The organism is Plantibacter sp. AC185 (assembly GCF_979258065.1).
Genome location: NZ_OZ409831.1, coordinates 1,073,131 through 1,087,699, shown reverse-complemented (window position 1 = coordinate 1,087,699; position 14,569 = coordinate 1,073,131). Strand labels below are relative to the sequence as shown.

The 14,569-nt window shown below is 70.5% G+C and carries 12 protein-coding genes; 10 read left to right on the top strand and 2 right to left on the bottom strand.

The annotated features are described in order from the left end of the window. Nucleotides 1-128 precede the first annotated feature (128 nt). Nucleotides 129-698, top strand: a complete 570-nt coding sequence (locus ACZZZB_RS05210) for an NUDIX hydrolase family protein (RefSeq protein WP_064294286.1) — start codon at nucleotides 129-131, stop codon at nucleotides 696-698. Between the two features lie 69 nt (nucleotides 699-767). Here the strand turns inward: ACZZZB_RS05210 and ACZZZB_RS05205 are convergent, their stop codons facing one another. Together ACZZZB_RS05205 and ACZZZB_RS05200 are read right to left on the bottom strand one after the other, a co-directional pair. Continuing rightward, nucleotides 768-1,262 (bottom strand): GNAT family N-acetyltransferase, encoded by a 495-nt coding sequence (locus tag ACZZZB_RS05205; protein WP_085511004.1) that lies wholly within the window; start codon nucleotides 1,260-1,262, stop codon nucleotides 768-770. Nucleotides 1,263-1,371: 109 nt separating this feature from the next. Further along, complete coding sequence (locus tag ACZZZB_RS05200; protein WP_192018667.1) at nucleotides 1,372-2,958, bottom strand: DEAD/DEAH box helicase; 1,587 nt, start codon at nucleotides 2,956-2,958, stop codon at nucleotides 1,372-1,374. A gap of 478 nt (nucleotides 2,959-3,436) precedes the next feature. Here ACZZZB_RS05200 and ACZZZB_RS05195 point away from each other — a divergent pair, with 478 nt between their 5' ends. The 9 genes from ACZZZB_RS05195 (at nucleotide 3,437) to ACZZZB_RS05155 (ending at nucleotide 14,470) form a co-directional block, all read left to right on the top strand. Beyond that, the gene (locus ACZZZB_RS05195) at nucleotides 3,437-5,455 is read left to right on the top strand and encodes a glycoside hydrolase family 127 protein (protein WP_463529123.1); all 2,019 of its coding nucleotides are present in this window, start codon (nucleotides 3,437-3,439) and stop codon (nucleotides 5,453-5,455) included. A gap of 78 nt (nucleotides 5,456-5,533) precedes the next feature. After that, entirely contained in the window at nucleotides 5,534-7,228 is a 1,695-nt protein-coding gene (locus ACZZZB_RS05190) for an ABC transporter substrate-binding protein (protein ID WP_079705216.1), read from the top strand. Nucleotides 7,229-7,273: 45 nt separating this feature from the next. Further along, on the top strand, nucleotides 7,274-8,209 hold the full coding sequence (locus tag ACZZZB_RS05185; protein WP_064294392.1) for an ABC transporter permease: 936 nt from the start codon (nucleotides 7,274-7,276) through the stop codon (nucleotides 8,207-8,209). After that, nucleotides 8,206-9,201 (top strand): ABC transporter permease, encoded by a 996-nt coding sequence (locus ACZZZB_RS05180; protein ID WP_463529122.1) that lies wholly within the window; start codon nucleotides 8,206-8,208, stop codon nucleotides 9,199-9,201. Before ACZZZB_RS05185 ends, ACZZZB_RS05180 begins: the two co-directional genes overlap by 4 nt. Next, nucleotides 9,198-10,079: an ABC transporter ATP-binding protein gene (locus tag ACZZZB_RS05175; RefSeq protein WP_463529121.1), complete on the top strand. Its 882-nt coding sequence runs from the start codon at nucleotides 9,198-9,200 to the stop codon at nucleotides 10,077-10,079. The genes ACZZZB_RS05180 and ACZZZB_RS05175 overlap by 4 nt, the downstream gene beginning before the upstream one ends. Next, a complete protein-coding gene (locus ACZZZB_RS05170; RefSeq protein ID WP_137242196.1) occupies nucleotides 10,076-10,954 on the top strand; it encodes an ABC transporter ATP-binding protein in 879 nt (292 codons plus the stop codon). The genes ACZZZB_RS05175 and ACZZZB_RS05170 overlap by 4 nt, the downstream gene beginning before the upstream one ends. Further along, the gene (locus ACZZZB_RS05165) at nucleotides 10,951-12,264 is read left to right on the top strand and encodes an alpha/beta fold hydrolase (RefSeq protein WP_229940277.1); all 1,314 of its coding nucleotides are present in this window, start codon (nucleotides 10,951-10,953) and stop codon (nucleotides 12,262-12,264) included. The genes ACZZZB_RS05170 and ACZZZB_RS05165 overlap by 4 nt, the downstream gene beginning before the upstream one ends. Further along, nucleotides 12,261-13,751: an aminopeptidase P family protein gene (locus ACZZZB_RS05160; RefSeq protein ID WP_463529120.1), complete on the top strand. Its 1,491-nt coding sequence runs from the start codon at nucleotides 12,261-12,263 to the stop codon at nucleotides 13,749-13,751. Before ACZZZB_RS05165 ends, ACZZZB_RS05160 begins: the two co-directional genes overlap by 4 nt. Nucleotides 13,752-13,792: 41 nt before the next feature. Continuing rightward, the gene (locus ACZZZB_RS05155) at nucleotides 13,793-14,470 is read left to right on the top strand and encodes a GntR family transcriptional regulator (protein WP_192018663.1); all 678 of its coding nucleotides are present in this window, start codon (nucleotides 13,793-13,795) and stop codon (nucleotides 14,468-14,470) included. Nucleotides 14,471-14,569: the final 99 nt, after the last annotated feature.

Sequence of the window (14,569 nt, the reverse complement as noted above, 5' to 3'; positions counted from 1 at the left end):
CGACACCGCGACCGGCGTCGCGCGCGGCCGCGTGGCCCCGTATGATCCCGCCGCGGGTCGGGCGCGGTGTCCGGTCGAACCGCCGCCCACCTGGATCGCCGCTCGGCTCCATACGGTATGAAGGAGCTATGAGCGTTCGTACCCCTGATCCCAACCCGGAACCCGATCTCCCCGGCAATTCCAATCCGGGCTGGCTGTCGGACGTCGAACTCGAGGAGATCCGCCGCCGGCTCCCGCTGCTGTACGTGGAGGCCGTGCCGGTCCGCGTCGACGGCTTCGGTGTCGTCACCGAGGTGGGCGTCCTGCTCCGGGCCACGGCGCTCGGCGAGATGACGCGCACGCTCGTCTCAGGTCGCGTCATGTACGGCGAGACGATCCGCGACGCGCTCTTCCGTCACCTGGAGAAGGACCTCGGTCCGATGGCGTTCCCGCTGCTCCCTGCGTCGCCCGTGCCGTTCCAGGTGGCCGAGTACTTCCCGTTGCCGGGCCTGTCGCCGTACTCCGACGACCGGCAGCACGCCGTCGCCCTGGCGTACGTCGTCCCGGTGACCGGCACCTGCGAACCCCGCCAGGACGCGCTCGAACTCACGTGGATGACGCCCGAGGCGGCGTCCTCCGACGCCATCGCCGCCGAGATGGAGGGCGGCCGAGGCACGCTCCTCCGCGCGGCCCTCGCCTCCGTCGGCCGGCTGCGCTAGCCCTTCGACAGGCTCAGGGACCGGGGAGCGGCTCAGGGACCGGGGGAGCGGCTCAGGGACCGGGGCGCGTCAGCGGGTGTAGCGGACCTCGTCGATCATCTCGCCGAGGAACGGCTCGGTCTTGGCCCCACCGTCGAGGACGAACCCGTTGCGCTGGTAGAAGCGGTGCGCACGCGGGTTGTCCGCGGCGACCCACAGGAACGACGGCTGACCGTCGGGGATGGCGGCGTCGAACAGCTGCTGACCGATCCCGGTGCCGTGCCACGCGTCCAGCAGGTAGATGAAGTACAGCTCGCGCTCGCGGGGTGCGTCCTCCTCGCGGGCCGGACCCGAGCCGGAGAACCCGACGATCTCGCCGTCGACGAGGGCCGCGAAGTGCGTGTACTCGGGGCCCTGCGCAGCCCAGTGCGTCCAGAGCTCGGCCATACGACGCGGCGACAGCTTCGCGAGCGTCGCAGCGCTGATGAGGTGGTCGTAGGTCTCGTGCCAGGACGTGGCGTGGACGCGTCCCAGGGACTCGGCATCGACGTCGCGGACGGGGCGGACGACTGCGTTGACGTTCATGGTGGAACCGTATCCCGAGCGCCCCCGTCTCGCGAAATCGAGCGGGTCCGCGAACGGCGAAGCGCCGCCCACCCTGCGGTGGACGGCGCTTCGTTCGAGCGGTTCGCTGCTAGTTGCCGCTGGACGCGCGACGGTTGGTCCGGGGGCGCGAGGACTCGGCGGGAGCGCCCGAGTTCGCGGCGTAGCCGGTGCTGTAGTGCGTGCGGCTGCCACCGGTGGCGGCACCGGCACCCGCACGGGCACCGCCCGAGCGACCGGCGCCGGAGCGCTGTCCGCCCTGACCGCCGTTGCCGCCGGCGGGACGACCGCCACGACGACCGCCGCCGCCCTGGCCGCCCTCGCGAGGAGCGCTGTCGCGGCTCGCGCCGGCACGGGCGCCGTCGCGGTCGCGATGACCGTTGCCGAGGCCGTTGCCGTCGCGGGCTGCGCGCTTGCGCTGCGCGTTGGCACCCTGCGAGCGACCACCGCCACCACCCTGCTGCTGCACGGCCGCACGCGGCGCGGGCTTCACGTAGGCGGCGACGTCGCCGATGAGCTCGAGGACCGCCGGGGAGGTCGCGGTGACCGCCTGCGGGGTGACGTTGATCTCGGCCTTGCGGAGGAGCTTCTTGAGGTCCTCCATCTGGCCGGGGATTGCGAGGGTGACGACGTCACCGGCGCTGCCCGCACGAGCCGTGCGGCCCGAGCGGTGCAGGTACGCCTTGTGCTCGGTCGGCGGGTCGACGTGGATGACGAGTTCGACGTCGTCCACGTGCACACCGCGGGCGGCGACGTCGGTGGCGACGAGGACCTTGGCGGTCCCGGCGCTGAAGGCCGCGAGGTTGCGGTCGCGGGCCACCTGCGAGAGGTTGCCGTGCAGGTCGACCGCGGGGATGCCGGAGTCGGTGAGCTGCTTCGCGAGCTTCTTGGCGTGGTGCTTCGTGCGCATGAAGAGGATGCGACGGCCGCTACCCGAGGCGAGGGCCTGGATGAGGTCCTTCTTCGACTCGACCGAGGGGGTCGTGAAGACGTGGTGCGTCATCGCGGCGACCGGCGAGTTCGCCTCGTCGACGGAGTGGAGCACCTCGTTCTGCAGGAACTTGCGGACGAGCTTGTCCACGCCGTTGTCGAGCGTCGCGGAGAACAGCAGACGCTGCCCGCCGCGAGGCGTCTTGTCGAGGATGCGCGTGACGACCGGCAGGAAGCCGAGGTCGGCCATGTGGTCGGCCTCGTCGAGGACGGTGATCTCCACGGCGTCGAGGTTCACGAAGCCCTGCTTCATGAGGTCCTCGAGGCGGCCGGGGCAGGCGATGACGATGTCGACGCCGGCGCGGAGCGCCTCTTCCTGACGCTTCTGCGAGACGCCGCCGAAGATCGTGGTGGTCTTCAGCGAGTAGGCGTCGGCCAGCGGCTGCATGACCGCGGCGATCTGGGTGGCGAGCTCGCGCGTCGGTGCGAGGACCAGTCCGAGCGGGCGACCCGGGCGGCGCTTGCCACCGGCGAGGGCGCCGCCGAGACGGGCGACCATCGGGATGCTGAAGGCCAGGGTCTTGCCGGAGCCGGTCTTGCCGCGGCCGAGGACGTCGCGTCCGCCGAGGGTGTCGGGGAGCGTGTCGATCTGGATGGGGAATGCGCTCGTCTTGCCGTCCTTCGCGAGGGAGGCGACGAGCGGTGCCGGGACGCCGAGGGCGTCGAAGGTGATGGTTGCTTCGGTCATGGGTGTGTGTCTCTTTCAGGCACGGCCACGAGCTTCGATGACGGCTGCCGGCGCACTCGTGTGCGGTAGCGGGCACTGCCGGGATGACCACGCACGTGATGACTCACGTGGATGGTACGGCGTGCTTCCGTCGGCGTCGTCGCTGGTGGGAGGTGGCGAAGGCGCAGGTCGCGCATCCGTTCGCCGTATGAAGTGTCATCGACCCTGGCATGCACCGCTGGGTGCCGTGCAGGGGAGAGAGGGAGCGTTCTACGACGCAAGCGAGTACCGCACCGGATGGCGCGATCGCACGCAAGTTCCTCCAGCGTAGCGCATCTGGCGAGAAGTCTGCTGGGAGCGGCGCGTTACGGCTGTGTTTCCATCTCCTGGAATCGGTCGTCGGCGCTTGACAGTCCGCTGGAGCAGGTGAGTAATGTGTCACCCACCACAAACCCGGATCCGTGTACTGTGTCACACGGTACAGAAAGGCCTGTCGCCCATGAGCTTCGACGAAGACGCCCGAGCAGCGAGCACCGCGGTGCACGCGGGAGGCCGTTACGCCGCCGTCGCACCGATCGCCGGAGTCCGCATCCCGCTGGGCGCCGGACAGGTCGCGCTGGGAGACGGCGAACTCGGTGCGTGGCAGCGTCGGAACCGGGGCGCCACCGTCCCGCACTCGATCGAGCAGCTCCGCCTCGCCGGCAACCTCGACAACCTCGCCCGGATCGCCGACCCCGGCGACGGCACGTCGCGCTTCCGCGGGCGCTACCCGTTCCTCGACACGGACGTCTTCAAGACCCTCGAAGGCCTCGCCTACCTGCTCGCCGAGGACGAGCTCGTCGGGGCGGCACCCGGCGATGTCCGCGACTTCTACGAGGAGGCCGTCGGCGTCATCGAAGCCGCGCAGCGCGACGACGGGTACCTCAACTCCTACTTCCAGGCTCCGGAGATCGAGAAGGAGCCCTGGGAGGACCTCGCCTGGGGCCACGAGCTGTACAACCTCGGGCACCTCATCCAGGCGGCGATCGCCGCGAAGCGTCGTCTCGGCGACGACCGTCTGCTGCACGTCGCCCGGGCCTTCGCCGACCTCGCCGTCGAACGGTTCGGACCGGACGGCGACCCGCAGGTGTGCGGGCACCCTGAGGTCGAGATGGCCCTGGTCGAGCTGTTCCGCGAGACCGGCGTGCGGTCCTACCTCGAGCTCGCGACCGCATTCGTCGACCGACGTGGTCACGGCACGGTCGAGCTCCGGGTCTTCCCCGCCGAGTACTTCCAGGACTCGGCCCCACTGCGCGACCTCGACTCCGTGACCGGACACGCCGTCCGCATGGCGTACCTGGCAGCCGGAGCGACCGACGTCGCCCTCGAACGCGGCGACCAGGAGCTGCTCGCATCGCTGCAGCGGCTCTGGGACGACATGGTGGAGACGAAGCTCTACCTCACGGGCGGCCTCGGGAGTCGACACTCCGACGAGGCGATCGGCGACCGCTACGAGCTGCCGTCCGAACGCTCCTACAGCGAGACGTGCGCGGCGATCGCCGTGATGCAGTGGGGCTGGCGCCTGTACCTCGCGACCGGGTCGGCGGCCGTCCTCGACACCGTCGAGACCGTCCTCTACAACGCGTACGCTGCCGGCCTCTCCGCGGACGGCATGGCCTTCTTCTACGACAACCCGCTGCAGCGTCGCCCCGACCACCTGCAGCGGTCGGGGGCGGAGGCGGACGGCGAACTCCTCAGACGGAGCTGGTTCGGTTGCCCGTGCTGCCCGCCGAACATCGTGCGCTGGACCGCGGAGCTGCAGGATCACCTCGCGACGTCGACCCCCGCCGGTGTCGAAGTCGCCCACCTCACCGCGGCGTCGATCACGACCGAGCGACTCTCCGTCACCGTCGACACCGCGTATCCGTGGGACGGAGCGGTCACCGTGACGGTGGACACCGCCGCCGACGACGAGGTCGAGCTCGCCATCCGCATCCCCGCGTGGGTCGTCGGTGGCTCCATCCGCGTGGGCGGATCGACCGCGCCGCTCGAACCCGTCGACGGGTGGATCCGTGTCCGGCGGTGGTGGCGTGCCGGCGACACCGTGGAACTCGACCTCCCGATGCCCGTCCGGGCGCACGGTGCGCACCCCTCCGTCGACGCCCTCCGCGGCTCGATCGCCTTCGTCCGCGGACCGATCGTCTCCTGCGCCGAGCAGCAGGACACGACGGCGGACCTCGACCTCCTGCGGTTCTCCGGCGCCGACGCGGATCGCGCGGTCGTCGAGCACCGTCGGATCCTGGACCGGGAGGGGATCGACGCCGTCGCGCTCCTCGTCCCGGCGGCCGTCGACGCCCCCGCTCCGGCCGTGCTCTACCCGGTCCTGTCCGGTGCGCCCGACGCCGAGCCCGCCACGGCACCGCTCGCCGAGGTCGCGCCGCCGGCCACGGTGACGCAGACCACCGCGACCCTCATCCCCTACGCCCTCTGGGGCAACCGCGAACCGGGTGCCATGCGCGTCTGGTTCCGCGCCCACTGACCTCCTCCCGTCCCCCGACCCCGCTCCACCCTCTCCACCCGCGGGCGACCCGCCCGATCGACACGAAAGCAGAGCGTCATGAAGCAACGATTCTCCATCCCCGCCCTCGCGGCGGCGGCCGTCCTCCTCCTCGCGGGGTGTACCTCCGCGGGTTCGGGCTCGGGAGGTGACGGACCGTCCAGCACCCCGGTGAAGGGCGGCACCGTCGACGTCCTCCTGAACGCGGACTTCTCGCACCTCGACCCGGTCCAGGGCTTCGACGGCGGCGTGAACAACTTCTACCGCCTCATCTACCGCACGTTGACGACGCAGTCCACGGGCGAGGGCGCCAAGGGCACCGAGATGGTCCCCGACCTCGCGACCGACCTCGGCACGGTGAGCGACGACGGCCTCCAGTGGACGTTCACGCTCAAGGACGACCTGAAGTTCGAGGACGGCACGCCGATCACGAGCAAGGACGTGAAGTTCGGCGTCGAGCGCTCCTTCGACCCGGCCATCGCCGTCGGATCGCCCTACGCCCGACTCACCATCGCCGGCACGGACTCGTACGAGGGCCCGTACATCACGGGTGACCTGCCGTCCATCCAGACGCCGGACGACCAGACCATCGTCTTCACGCTCAAGGAGCCGTTCGCCGACTTCGCGAGCGTCGTCGGGCAGAACAGCTTCACGCCCTTCCCGGCCGACACCGAGCGGGTGACGACGACGAGCCTCGACAAGATGCCGATCGCCTCCGGCCCCTACAAGGTCGACAGCTACGAGCGCGGTTCGCAGCTGAAGCTCGTCCGCAACGACTCGTGGGACCCGAAGACGGACGACGTCCGCAAGGCCTACCCGGACGGCTTCGACTTCACCTTCGGCCTCGACGCCTCGACCATCGACGAGCGCATGATCGCCGGCCAGGGTGACGACGCGAACGCGATCGCCGGATCCGTCCAGGCGGCCTCCATCTCCCGGATCCAGACGCCGGCACTCAAGGCACGGACCATCGCCGGTCTCCAGGGCTGCACCACGTACATGGGTCTGAACACGACCAAGCCGAACATGGACAACCCGCTGGTCCGCCAGGCCATCGCCTACGCCATCGACCGCGAGTCGGTGAAGGACGCCTCGGGCGGATCGCAGCTCGCGGACATCGCGACCACCATGCTGCCGCCCACCGTCGCCGGTCACACCGAGTTCGACCTCTACCCGAGCAAGGACAACGCAGGCGACCCGGAGAAGGCCAAGGAACTCCTCGCCGAGGCGGGCCTCCCCGACGGCTTCTCCTTCACGCTCGACATCCGCAGCCAGCCCAAGATGCAGGCGCAGGCCGAGGCGGTGCAGCAGGCGCTCGCGAAGGCCGGCATCACGGTGAACTTCAACCTCATCGACACCTCGACCTACTACGAGGTCATCGGCACGACGTCGCAGCAGAACGACGCCGCCATCACCGGCTGGTGCCCGGACTGGGCCTCCGGTTCGACCTTCCTGCCGCCGCTCTTCGACGGCTCGCAGATCTTCCCGAAGGGCAACTCGAACATCGCGCAGCTGAACGACCCCGCCGTCAACGAGCGCATCGCCGAGATCCGCGCGATGACCGACACCGACGAGGCCAACGCCGCTTGGGGCGCGCTCGACGAGCAGATCCAGAAGCTCGTGCCGACGGTGCCGCTGCTGTTCGAGAAGACGGTCATGGTCGTCGGAGCCAACGTCGCCGGTGCGTACTCGCACGCCGGGTACTCCGGTGGCATCGACTACGTCTCCGTCGGCCTGTCCTCGGCCGGCAAGTAGTCGGAAAGCCGGTAGCCGCAGATGTCGTCGTCCGTTCCCAGTGAGCTGACCACCGTCGCCGAGGAGGTGGGTGCGCCGGTCGGTGCGCCCACCCCCGCGCGGCGGGTGATCGCCACCCTCCGTTCCAGCCCACCGGTGCTGCTCAGCGTCGCGTTCATCGTGCTCGTCGTGCTGCTCGCGATCCTCGCCCCGCTGATCACCGCGATCAGCGGCTGGGGTCCGTACACCTTCGACAAGTCGGCGGTGGACTCCGACCTCGGCGGCGTGCCGATCGGCAACCTCGGCGGGATCTCCGCCGAGCACTGGTTCGGGGTCGAACCCGGGAACGGACGCGACATCTTCGCGCGCATCGCCTTCGGTGCGCAGGTGTCGCTGTCGATCGCCGTCTCGGCGACGATCGTCACCACCGTGCTCGGCGTCGTGCTCGGCATGCTCGCCGGCTTCTACGGCGGGTGGGTCGACCAGGTCGTCTCCCGCGTCATGGACTTCCTCATGGCGTTCCCGTCGCTCATCTTCATGATCGCGCTCCTGTCGGCCCTGCCCGCCGGCAACCGACCGGTCCTGCTCGTCGTGGTGCTGAGCCTCTTCGGCTGGCCGTACACAGCCCGGGTGGTGCGCGGTCAGGCGATGTCGCTGCGGACGAGCGAGTTCGTCGAGTCGGCGCGCGCTTCGGGTGCCGGGGGCATCCGCATCGTCTTCCGCGAGATCCTGCCGAACCTCCGCGGCACCATCATCGTCCTGGCCACCCTCGCCGTTCCCGGTTACATCGGCACGGAGGCGGGCCTCTCCTTCCTCGGTGTCGGCGTCACCCCGCCCACGCCGAGCTGGGGCCAGATGATCGCGACCGCGGTCGGCTGGTACGCGGTCGACCCGATGTACTTCCTGATCCCCGGCACCTTCCTGTTCCTCACGGTGCTGTCCTTCACCGTGCTCGGCGACCGCCTGCGCAAGGCCCTCGACTCGGGAGACGCCGCCTCATGACCCTCTACCTCCTGCGCCGCATCGCGTCGGCGATCGGTATCCTGCTGCTCATCAGCCTCTTCACCTACGTCATCTTCTTCCTGCTGTCGCCCGACCCGGCGGTGCAGATCTGCGGCAAGACCTGCACCCCCGACCGCATCGACCAGATCCGGGCGCAGCTCGGGCTCGACCAGCCGTTCTGGCAGCAGTACCTCGAGTTCATCCGGGGGATCGTCATGGGCCGGAGCTACGGGGAGGGCGCCTCGGCGGTCTCCTGCGCGGCACCGTGCCTCGGCTTCAGCTTCCAGACCAACGAGTCCGTCATGGACATGATCACCGCGCGCTTCCCCGTGACCGCGACGGTCGCGATCGGTGCGGCGGTCCTCTGGCTGCTCGTCGGCGTCAGCGGTGGCCTGCTCAGCGCCGTCGAGCAGGGGACCGGCTGGGACCGTGGCGCGATGATGGTCGCCCTCGCCGGCATCAGCCTGCCGAACTACTTCCTCGCGCTCCTCCTGCAGTACGTCCTCGTGGTGCAACTGCAGATCCTGCCGTTCCCGCAGGCCGTGCCCTTCGCCGAGGACCCGGTCCGGTGGTTCCAGAACTACCTCATGCCGTGGATCGTGCTCGCCCTCGGCTACGCGTCGATGTACGCGAGGCTCGTCCGGGCGAACGTCATCGACACCCTCGGTGAGAACTTCATGCGGACCGCCCGGGCGAAGGGCCTGCCCGCGCCGCTCATCCTGCGCCGCCACGCGCTGCGCCCGGCGCTCACCCCAGTCGTCACGCTCTTCGGCATGGACTTCGCGGGGCTCCTCGGCGGCGCCCTCATCACCGAGACGGTGTTCGGACTGAACGGCGTCGGCAAGCTCGCCGCCGACTCGATCGCGAAGAACGACCAGCCCGTCATCATGGGCGTCACCCTCCTGGCCGCGTTCTTCGTGGTCATCGGCAACGTCGTGGTCGACGTCGTGTACACGTTCCTCGACCCGAGAGTGAGAGTGAAGAGCGCATGAGCCCCACCGTCACCAGGACCATCTCCCTGCCCGTCCCCGGGGCGGCGCTGCTCGAGGTCGACGACCTCACGGTCACCTTCCCGACCACCTCCGGCGACATCGACGTGGTGCGGAAGGCGTCGTTCGCGGTCCAGCACGGCCAGACCCTCGGCATCGTGGGCGAGTCCGGCTCCGGCAAGTCCATGACCTCGCTCGCGATCATGGGACTGCTCCCGAACGGCGGGCGCACGACCGGCAGCGTCCGGCTGAGCGGACACGAGCTCGTCGGTCGCAGCGACCGCGAGATGCGCCGAGTGCGCGGCGATCGGATCGCGATGGTCTTCCAGGACCCGCTCTCCTCGCTCAACCCGTACTACACCGTCGGACTGCAGATCGAGGAGGCGTACCGCGCCCATCGCGGCGGTTCCCGGAAGGCCGCCAGGGCCGTCACGATCGAGGCGCTGGAGCGGGTCCGCATCGCCGACGCCGCTCGGCGCGTCGACCACTACCCGCACCAGTTCTCGGGCGGTATGCGTCAGCGCATCATGATCGCCATGGCGCTCTGCCTGGAACCCGACCTGCTCATCGCGGACGAACCGACGACGGCGCTCGACGTCACCGTCCAGGCGCAGATCCTCGACCTCCTCTCCGAACTGCAACGGGAGACCGGTGCCGGCATGATCTTCATCACCCACGACCTCGCCGTCGTCAGTCAGGTCGCCGACGACGTGCTCGTCATGCGCGGCGGCGACCCCGTCGAGATGGGCACGGCCGAACAGATCTTCTCCCGGCCGCAGGCGGCGTACACCCGGGCGCTCCTCGACGCCCTCCCGCGGATCGACGACCCGTTCACCGAGCGGCCGACGGCACCCGCCACGACCGGAGAGGGACAGGCATGAACGACGCACCAGTGCTCCTGCAGGCCACCGGGCTGACGAAGGACTTCACCACCAAGGGGGACGGGGCGTTCCGCGCACGCACCACCCAGTTCCGTGCCGTCGACGACGTCGGGTTCACCGTCCGCTCGGGCGAGACGCTCGGCATCGTCGGGGAGTCGGGCAGCGGCAAGTCGACGACCGCGCGGATGATCGCGAAGCTCATCGAACCGACCGCCGGCACGATCACCTTCGACGGTGAGGACGTCACCGCCGCGCGTGGGCCGGCGCTCGCCGCGTTCCGGACGAAGGTGCAGGTCGTCTTCCAGGACCCGTTCTCCTCCCTGAACCCCCGGCACACCGTCGAGCGCATCGTGTCGGCACCGCTCGACTACCAGGGCATCACCCCGAAGCAGGGCAAGCGCGCCCTCGTGCGCGACCTCCTCGACCGCGTCGGCCTGAACCCCGACCACCTCCAGCGCTACCCGCGGCAGTTCTCCGGCGGCCAGGCCCAGCGCATCGGGATCGCCCGGGCGCTCGCCGTCTCCCCGAAGCTCGTGATCTGCGACGAGGCGGTGTCGGCGCTCGACGTGTCGGTGCAGGCACGCATCATCGACCTGTTGCGCGACCTGCAGGCCGAGCGCGGCCTGAGCTACCTGTTCATCGCGCACGACCTCGCCGTCGTGCGGCAGATCGCCCACGACGTCGCCGTCATGCACCGGGGCAAGGTGGTCGAGCAGGGTGACCGCGAGGCGATCTTCGACCACCCGCAGGACGAGTACACGAAGACCCTGCTCGCCGCCGTGCCCACGATCGACCCGAGCTGGGAGGCCGCGCGTGCCACCATGCTCGAACAGGAGCGGACGCACGGATCGGCCGCCGGAAGGACAGAGGTATGACCCACCGCACCACCACCTCCCTGCTGCCCGGGATCCACGTGACCGACCACACGGTCGACGTCCCGCTCGACTGGCGACGGCCCGACGACGGCCGCACGATCAGCGTGTTCGCCCGCGAACTCGTCGACCCCCTGCGTCGCGACGAGCAGCTCCCGGTCCTCGTGTTCCTCCAGGGCGGACCGGGCGGCAAAGGCCCGCGTCCGGTGTCCAGGGACGGCTGGGTCGCCGAGGCCCTCCGCACCTTCCGGCTCGTGCTGCTCGACCAGCGCGGCACCGGCCGGAGCACCAGGATCGACGGGCGGTCCATCGCGGCCGTCGGTGACGCTGCCGCACAGGCCGAGTACCTGGAACGCTTCCGGGCCGACTCGATCGTCGACGACGCCGAGTACCTGCGCCGCACCGTCTTCGGTGGCCGTCGCTGGTCGACGCTCGGTCAGAGCTACGGCGGGTTCCTCACCCTCACCTACCTCTCACGAGCCTCGGAGGGACTGGCAGCCTGCTACGTCACGGGCGGTCTGGCAGGCATCCACCCGTCGGCGGCTGAGGTCTACCGCCGCACCTATCCGCGCACGGAGCGCAAGAACCGGGCCTTCGCCGAGCGGTACCCCCAGGACGTCGACACCGTCGCGCGGATCGCCGACCGACTCGCCGCCGAGGAGGTGCTCCTGCCTGACGGCGACCGACTCACCGTGCGGCGCTTCCAGAACCTCGGGATCGACTTCGGGATGAAGCCCGGTTACGAGCGCCTCCACTGGCTGCTCGACGAGGCGTTCGACAGCGGCGACCGCCTGAGCGACACTTTCCTGGCGCAGGTCTGGGGGAGGACGTCCTACGTCGACAACCCCCTCTTCATCGCCCTGCAGGAGAGCATCTACGGTGCCGCCGGCTCGGGGGCGACCGCGTGGGCGGCGCAGGCCGAGCGCGATGCACGGCCGGCGTTCGCCGAGACGGCCAGGCCGCTGCTGTTCACGGGCGAGATGGTGTACCCCTGGATGTTCGAGGAGATCCGATCGCTCCGACCCTTCCAGGGTGCGGTGGAGCGACTGGCGGCCAAGACCGACTGGGATCCGCTGTACGACCCCGCGGTCCTGCAGACGAGCACGGTGCCGCTCGCCGCGGCCGTGTACTACGACGACATGTACGTGGACGCGCAGCTGCAGTTGGAGACGGTCGACGCCGTCGGCGGGGCGACCGCCTGGGTCACGAACGAGTACGAGCACGACGGGATCCAGGACGCCGCCGTGGTGCGCCGCCTGTTCTCGATGGTGGACGAGCGCGGCGGCCGTCGCGCGGACGAGGAGCAGGCATGACCGACACACAGCAGCAGACACCCGAGCAGACGGCGGGCCTCGCGCCCGCCACCACTGAGGCACCGGCCACGTCCATGCCGCGCCCGGCGAACCCGGACCCGAAGCTGCCCCGCCTGGCAGAGGTGCCGGCGTTCCGCGAGTTCCTCGGCACCGGCTGGGGCACCCCCGACCGCACGCCGCCGGTCGAGCCCGGGATCGCCGCGGCCGCAGCCGAGCACCGTCATCGGCTGAGCGAGGCCTTCGTCGGGCGGACGCTCGTCGTCGCCGCCGGTCGCGCGCCCGTCCGGGCCAACGACTCGAACTACGACTTCCGCCCCGACAGCGACTTCTTCTGGCTCACCGGCTGCTCCGCCGAGGACGCGGTCCTCGTGCTGCGTCCGAGCGGTGCCGGCCACGACGCCACGTTGTACGTCCCGGCACCGGCACACCCGGGCGAGACCGGGTTCTTCGCCGACGCCAACCACGGCGAGCTCTGGGTCGGTTCGGCGCCAGGGCCGGCCGACTGGTCGGCGGTCCTCGACCTCCGCGTCGAGGTGCTCGCCGCGCTGCCCGACGCGCTCCGAGGCGTCGAACGACCGCTCCTGGCGGGGACCCTGACCTCGCGGCACCGCGCGCTCGAGCCGCTGACGGTCGCGCCGGAACTCGGCCGCGTGCTCTCGGAACTGCGCATGATCAAGGACGACTGGGAGATCGCGGAGCTGCGGCGAGCGGTCGACGCGACCGTCGGCGGGTTCTCCGCCGTGATCCGAGAGCTGCCGACGGCCGTCGCCGGCGGCGGTGAGCGCTGGCTGCAGGGGACCTTCGACCGGCACGCCCGCACCACGGGGAACGGCCCCGGCTACTCGACCATCGTCGGGAGCGGCGCGCACGCACCCACGCTCCACTGGGTGCGCTGCGACGGCCCGGTCCGCCCCGAGGACGCGATCCTGCTCGACATGGGCGTGGAGACGCGTGCGTTCTACACGGCCGACGTCACCCGCACCTTCCCCGTCTCGGGCACCTTCAGCCCGGAGCAGCGTCGGGTCCACGACCTCGTCGAGGCGTCCCACCGCGCCGGGATGGCCGCCGTGCGGCCGGGCCGCGACTTCACCGACTTCCACCACGCGGCCATGGAGGTCATCGCGCAAGGACTCCACGACTGGGACCTCCTGCCGGTGTCCGTCGACGAGGCGCTCAGCCCGATCGGGCAACAGCATCGGCGGTACCTCGTGTGCGGCATCGGTCACCACCTCGGCCTCGATGTCCACGACTGCGCCAAGTCCTCCTACGAGGCCTACCAGGGCGGCTCGATGGCGCCCGGCATGGTGCTCACGGTCGAGCCGGGGCTGTACTTCCACGCCTTCGACGAGACGGTTCCACCGGAACTGCGCGGCATCGGCGTCCGGCTCGAGGACGACCTGCTCGTGACGGCCGACGGCGCCGAGGTGCTGTCGGATGCGCTGCCCATCGACGCGTCGGGCATCGAAGCGTGGATGCGCGCCCAGTAACCTGAGCGGACCGTGGTGGGAGACGAAGGATGGGAGTCGCGATGAGCATGTCGGCGATCCGACCGGCCGAGGAACGGCTGAGCCTGCGGGCGCAGGTGGAGCGGGCGGTGTCCGCGGCGATCATCTCGGGCGAGCTCGCGCCGGGGACGATGATCTCGGTACCGACGCTGGCGGTGCAGTTCAACGTCTCGGCGACCCCGGTCCGCGAAGCGATGCTCGATCTCGAGAAGCGCGACTTCGTGGAGGCGGTCCGGAACAAGGGGTTCCGCGTCACGGTCGTCAGCGAGGCCTCGCTCCGCAACACGGCGCAGATCCGCCAGCTCCTCGAGCCGCCCGCGATGGCGGACCTGGCGGAGGTCTTCGACCACGAGTCGCTGCCCGAGCTCCGGCAGCAGGCGGACGACATCGTGGCCGGTGCCCGCGACGGCGACCTGACCCGGTACCTCGAAGCCGACCAGGCGTTCCACCTCGCGCTCACCGCGAAACTCGGCAACCCGCTGCTCGTCGAGCTCGTCGCGGACCTCCGCGGACGCACCCGGCTCGTGGGACTGGCCGCCATGCTCGACTCGCAGCAGCTCGACCGCTCGGCCGTGGAGCACCACGAGCTCCTCGACGCCCTCGAGCGGGGTGACGGGGTCGCCGCGCGCGAGCTCATGCACCGACACATCGGGCACACCACCGGCTGGTGGGCCGGCAAGCCCGAATCCGACGCCGAGTAGCCCCGGGCGTGCGTGCGCGGACCTCGACCAGGACCCGCGATGGTGCACGCTTGCCTGTTCAGTGAATGTGTGACACATTACTGAAAGCCCTTCCCCGCA

Coding starts and splice junctions, on each gene's coding strand:
- ACZZZB_RS05210 (WP_064294286.1), top strand. CDS start 129: ATGAGCGTTCGTACCCCTGATCCCAACCCGGAACCCGATCTCCCCGGC.
- ACZZZB_RS05205 (WP_085511004.1), bottom strand. CDS start 1,262: ATGAACGTCAACGCAGTCGTCCGCCCCGTCCGCGACGTCGATGCCGAG.
- ACZZZB_RS05200 (WP_192018667.1), bottom strand. CDS start 2,958: ATGACCGAAGCAACCATCACCTTCGACGCCCTCGGCGTCCCGGCACCG.
- ACZZZB_RS05195 (WP_463529123.1), top strand. CDS start 3,437: ATGAGCTTCGACGAAGACGCCCGAGCAGCGAGCACCGCGGTGCACGCG.
- ACZZZB_RS05190 (WP_079705216.1), top strand. CDS start 5,534: ATGAAGCAACGATTCTCCATCCCCGCCCTCGCGGCGGCGGCCGTCCTC.
- ACZZZB_RS05180 (WP_463529122.1), top strand. CDS start 8,206: ATGACCCTCTACCTCCTGCGCCGCATCGCGTCGGCGATCGGTATCCTG.
- ACZZZB_RS05175 (WP_463529121.1), top strand. CDS start 9,198: ATGAGCCCCACCGTCACCAGGACCATCTCCCTGCCCGTCCCCGGGGCG.
- ACZZZB_RS05170 (WP_137242196.1), top strand. CDS start 10,076: ATGAACGACGCACCAGTGCTCCTGCAGGCCACCGGGCTGACGAAGGAC.
- ACZZZB_RS05165 (WP_229940277.1), top strand. CDS start 10,951: ATGACCCACCGCACCACCACCTCCCTGCTGCCCGGGATCCACGTGACC.
- ACZZZB_RS05160 (WP_463529120.1), top strand. CDS start 12,261: ATGACCGACACACAGCAGCAGACACCCGAGCAGACGGCGGGCCTCGCG.
- ACZZZB_RS05155 (WP_192018663.1), top strand. CDS start 13,793: ATGAGCATGTCGGCGATCCGACCGGCCGAGGAACGGCTGAGCCTGCGG.